Origin of the sequence: Rhodovulum sp. (assembly GCF_011048875.1) — a bacterium.
Lineage (GTDB): Bacteria > Pseudomonadota > Alphaproteobacteria > Rhodobacterales > Rhodobacteraceae > Rhodovulum > Rhodovulum tesquicola.
This window is the reverse complement of record NZ_DSDD01000458.1, coordinates 1-4,590: the sequence shown is the minus strand read 5'-3', so window position 1 is coordinate 4,590 and position 4,590 is coordinate 1. Positions and strand designations below refer to the sequence as shown.

Here is a 4,590-nt window from a genome sequence, read left to right as displayed (position 1 = left end):
CTGCCAGACCGCCCATCTGGCGGGCCTGAAAACACGAAACGAGCCACAAAAACTCCGTCTCGCAGCGGCCGAAGCGCTCAGGCAGCCATCTCGGCGCTGCCGAAGCCGTTTATCAGACGTTCCTTGAGTCTTTCTCGCAAATCATGGATAAGGCCGCATCCCGACAGGATCTGGAGAAAGGCGGCATGGCCATTCACGGCCTGTTCCCATGAGCCATTTGTTTGAAGAACTCGATTACAGCATAACGCCGATCGGCGCGTTGAGCCTCCGGCGGCGGCGCGATCTGCGGCTTGGCGCGGATGTCTTCGAGATCATGCTCGGCGAGGAATTCCTGATGACCAGCCACTTTACCGCCTCCGAGGTTGCCCTCGGGCGGCTGGGGGTAGCGGCCTGTCAGGGCGCACCGCTCGATGTCGTGGTTGGCGGGCTGGGGCTGGGCTATACGGCGCAGGCGGTGCTGGAACACGAGAACGTCGGCGAGCTTGTGGTTGTCGAGTTCCTTGCGCCGGTGATCGAATGGCATCAAAGCGGCATCCTGCCCATGGGCCGCGCGCTGCCCGACGACCCGCGCTGCCGGCTGGTGCAGGGCGATTTCTTCGCCATGGCCGCGAGCGCAGCCGGTTTCGACGATAAGCGGCCGCGTCGGCTGTTCGACGCGGTGCTGGTGGATATCGACCACACGCCCGAATTGCTGCTCGACACGCGCAGCGACAGTTTCTATCAACCCGCCGGCCTGACGGCTGTGCGCAGGCATCTGAAGCCCGATGGCATCTTCGGGCTCTGGTCGAACGACCCGACGGATCAGCGGTTTCTGGATCGTCTCGCGCAGGCGTTTCCCAAGGCCTGGGCCGAGCCGGTGACCTTTCATAACCCGCTCACCGACCGCCCCTTCACCCAGACGGTCTATCTGGCGCGCAATGGCAGCAGATTTGCGGAATGAACGTGGCTGCGGCGACCATCCCCCATGCCCTTTCCAGGACCGACTGCCCGGTGTGTGGTGCGGTTCAGACTGAACAGTTTCTCAACGTTCAGGATAGACATTACTGGCGCTGCGCTGACTGCGAGGCACGTTATCTCGCGCCCGCTCAGCGCCCGCTGCGCGACGAGGAATACGCCCACTACCTGCACCACGAAAACGACCCCGACGATCCGCGCTATCGCCGCTTCCTTTCCAAGCTGTCGGAACCCCTGCTTGCGCGGCTGGCACCCGGTTCGCGCGGGCTCGATTATGGCTGCGGGCCCGGTCCGGCGCTAGCGGCGATGCTGCGCGAGGCGGGGCACGAGGTCGCGCTTTACGACCCCTTCTTTGCCCCGGATCCCGCGCCTTTGTCCGAAACCTACGACTTCGTCACATGCACCGAGGTGGCCGAGCATTTTCACGATCCACGCACCGAATTCTCCCGGCTGAGCGCGCTGATCCGCCCCAGCGGCTGGCTGGCGGTGATGACCTGTTTCCAGACTGACGACGCCCGCTTCAGGGACTGGCATTATCGCAAGGACCCCACCCATGTGGTGTTCTACCGCGAGGCCACTTTCCGGCATCTGGCGCATGGCTGGGGCTGGCGTTGCGAGGTGCCGGTCAAGGATGTCGTCCTGATGCAGCGGCCAGCCGCACTGGGGGGCGCATGACGACCCGGCTACACGAACAGAGGATTGAAGCCGCGCGGGCCGAGGTTCTGAATGCTGGCGCGGAAAGCGTGCTGGATCTGGGCTGTGGCGATGGCGATCTTTTCGTCTGCCTCGCTACACAACCGGGTTTGCGCCGTCTTGCAGGGATCGACATCTGCGCTGCGTTGCTGGAGCGGCTGCAGGGCAGGCTCGACGAGCATCCCGTGAGGGGTAGGCAACATCGAATTGCAACGGGCATCGATGATCGACGGCCACGTCGCGCTGGCAGGGTCCGAGTGCGCGGTGCTGATCGAGATGATCGAGCATATCGACCCTGGACATCGTTCGCGGCTGGAGCATGCAGTCTTCGGCCAGATGCGGCCCCGCACGGTCATCATCACCACCCCGAACGCCGAGTTCAACTCGCTGCTCGGCGTGCCGCCCCACCGCTTTCGCCACCCCGATCACCGTTTCGAATGGCCGCGCGCCCGGTTCCGCAGCTGGGGGCGACGCGTCGCCGCGGCCTGGCGCTACTATGTCAGGTTCCGCGATATCGCAGGCGCGCATCCAGACCTGGGCGGTGCCAGCCAGATGGCTGTCTTTCGCGCGCAAGCGGGTATAGGAAACGAAACCTCAGCATGAACACGAAGTGAGATTACACCACACCCATGACGGATCCCAAACATGAAGAACAGAACCGCCTGAGTGACTGCCTGGCCAGAATCGACGCCAATCTCAGGGTCATCGGATCACGCCTGTCCGAGTATCAGCACGAGATTCAGGCCGCCCATGATCATATGTGGGAGGCCCGGCGCGATATGGACCATATAGACAAGGTCGGCATGCGTCAGTCGATCGATCAGATGATGCGGTCATCTGACGTGCTGCGCGCGCAGGCGAAAAAGTTGGAGAAACTGCGCAAGTCACCCTATTTCGGGCGCTTCGACTTCCGCCGCGCGGATCGCAACGAAACGGGTGCCTATTACGTGGGGATTCACGACTTTCGTGACGAGGAAACGCAGGAGCCCTGGGTCCATGACTGGCGCGCACCGATCTCGTCGCTGTTCTACGACTTCGAGACCGGCCCGGCCCGCTATGAGGCGCCCTCGGGCACGATCCCCGGCGAAATTGATCTCAAACGGCAATTCCGCATCCGCGACAGCGCCATGGAGTTCATGCTCGACGTCAGCGTGAATATCGTCGACGACGTGCTGCAGGACACGCTTGCGCAGGCCAGCGACGATGGCATGAGGAACATCGTCGCCACGATCCAGCGCGACCAGAACGCCATCATCCGCGACGCCGAGGCGCACACGCTGATCATCCAGGGCGTCGCCGGATCGGGCAAGACTTCGATCGCGCTGCACCGGATCGCGTTTCTGCTCTACCGCTTCAAGGACACGCTCAGCTCGAGCGACATCCTGATCATTTCGCCGAACCGGGTCTTTGCCGACTACATCGGCAATGTGCTGCCGGAGCTGGGCGAAGAAACCGTGCCCGAGATCGGCATGGAAACGCTGGCCGCGCAGATTCTCGGCGACAAGATCCGGTTCCAGACCTTTTTTGAGCAGACCGCGCTGCTGCTGGAAAGCGACGACGACGCGATGAAGGAGCGGATTCGGGCGAAGGCTACGCCCGAGTTCCTGCGCCAGATCGAAGCCTATGCCCGGCATCTGGAAAAAACCGCATTCCAGCCCGAGGATGTCGTGGTGCGCAAGCGTCCGCTTCCGGGATTTGTGTTCGAGACCACGTGGGAGCGGCTCAAGCATCTCGATATCGCCGAGCGCATCGTCGCCACCGGAAACGCGGTCATCGAACAGTTCGAGGCGCAGTACCATATCGATCTGCGCAAGGAAGAACGCGCCGTGATCCGTACGGCGGTGCGCGGAATGGTGAATCGCACCACGCTGCGTAAGGCCTACAAGGAATTCTTCGACTGGATCGATCGGCCCGACCTGTTCAAGCCGACAGGCGGCAAGCTCGAATATGCCGACGTTTTTCCGTTGATCTACCTGCAGATGCTGACCGAAGGCGTCGAAAACCCCTATGCCGGTGTCAAGCATCTTCTGGTGGACGAGATGCAGGACTACACGCCAGTCCACTACGCGGTGCTGGCACGGCTGTTCAAATGTCGCAAGACGATCCTTGGTGACGCAACGCAATCGGTGAATCCATACAGCGCCTCAACGTCTGAGCGGATCGAACAGGTGCTTGACGGTGCGTATCGCGTGACGCTGAACAAGAGCTATCGCTCGACCTGGGAAATCATGCAGTTCGCGCTGAAGATCGCGCCCAACCCGGACCTCGTCGCGATGGAGCGGCATGGACCTGCGCCCTCCCTGTCGGTCGTCAATACCCAGAAAGAGGCCGTCGCGTGCATCAAGGCTGCCGTCGAGGATTTCCACGCCTCGGATCATACCAGCCTCGCCGCCTTGGCCAAGACGCAAGGCCAGGCAAAGCGCCTGCACAAGGCGCTGGCGGAGGCGGGAATCGAAGCACGGCTACTCGAGGAGGGTAGCACAGGATTTTCCACCGGTGTCCTCATCTGCACCCCACATCTGGCCAAGGGGCTGGAGTTCGACCGGGTGATCATCCCCGACGCCAGCGAGGCTGTTTTCTCCTCCGAGATGGATCGCAACCTGCTCTACGTCGCCTGCACCCGCGCCATGCATAGGCTGGACCTGATTTGCGTGGGTGCGCCGTCGAAGCTGCTGCCCCCCATCGCGCACGCATAATCAGCTCATTGGCCGACCGGGCGCACCGCTGTTTCTGCAAAGCTCCAAGGTTGCCGGATGACGACTACCTGCGGCAGCGTTTCGCACTCCAGGTCGGCTACATCTGCATGCCGCCAGGCTGTCTTCGAACGGTAAGCGCGACGGCGCCCCCCTCCTGCCATTTCTGACCTGATGCCTTCATTCTCCGTGCACATTTGCGGCGGAGGTGTTGGATTTGGAGAGAGACGGCAAAATGGGCGTCCATTTG

At 62.3% G+C, this 4,590-nt stretch carries 5 protein-coding genes; 4 read left to right on the top strand and 1 reads right to left on the bottom strand.

Annotated elements, in window-relative coordinates:
• Positions 1–208: 208 nt before the first annotated feature.
• Positions 209–940 (top strand): hypothetical protein, encoded by a 732-nt coding sequence (locus ENN83_RS15635; RefSeq protein ID WP_287188624.1) that lies wholly within the window; start codon positions 209–211, stop codon positions 938–940.
• Positions 937–1,629 (top strand): class I SAM-dependent methyltransferase, encoded by a 693-nt coding sequence (locus ENN83_RS15630; protein WP_287188621.1) that lies wholly within the window; start codon positions 937–939, stop codon positions 1,627–1,629. Before ENN83_RS15635 ends, ENN83_RS15630 begins: the two co-directional genes overlap by 4 nt.
• An 8-nt stretch (positions 1,630–1,637) precedes the next feature.
• Here the strand turns inward: ENN83_RS15630 and ENN83_RS15625 are convergent, their stop codons facing one another.
• On the bottom strand, positions 1,638–1,829 hold the full coding sequence (locus tag ENN83_RS15625) for a hypothetical protein (protein ID WP_287188618.1): 192 nt from the start codon (positions 1,827–1,829) through the stop codon (positions 1,638–1,640).
• 40 nt (positions 1,830–1,869) lie between these two features.
• Between ENN83_RS15625 and ENN83_RS15620 the strand changes: the two genes are divergently transcribed.
• Entirely contained in the window at positions 1,870–2,250 is a 381-nt protein-coding gene (locus tag ENN83_RS15620; RefSeq protein ID WP_287188615.1) for a hypothetical protein, read from the top strand.
• Positions 2,251–2,276: 26 nt separating this feature from the next.
• Positions 2,277–4,343: a HelD family protein gene (locus tag ENN83_RS15615; RefSeq protein ID WP_287188612.1), complete on the top strand. Its 2,067-nt coding sequence runs from the start codon at positions 2,277–2,279 to the stop codon at positions 4,341–4,343.
• Positions 4,344–4,590: the final 247 nt, after the last annotated feature.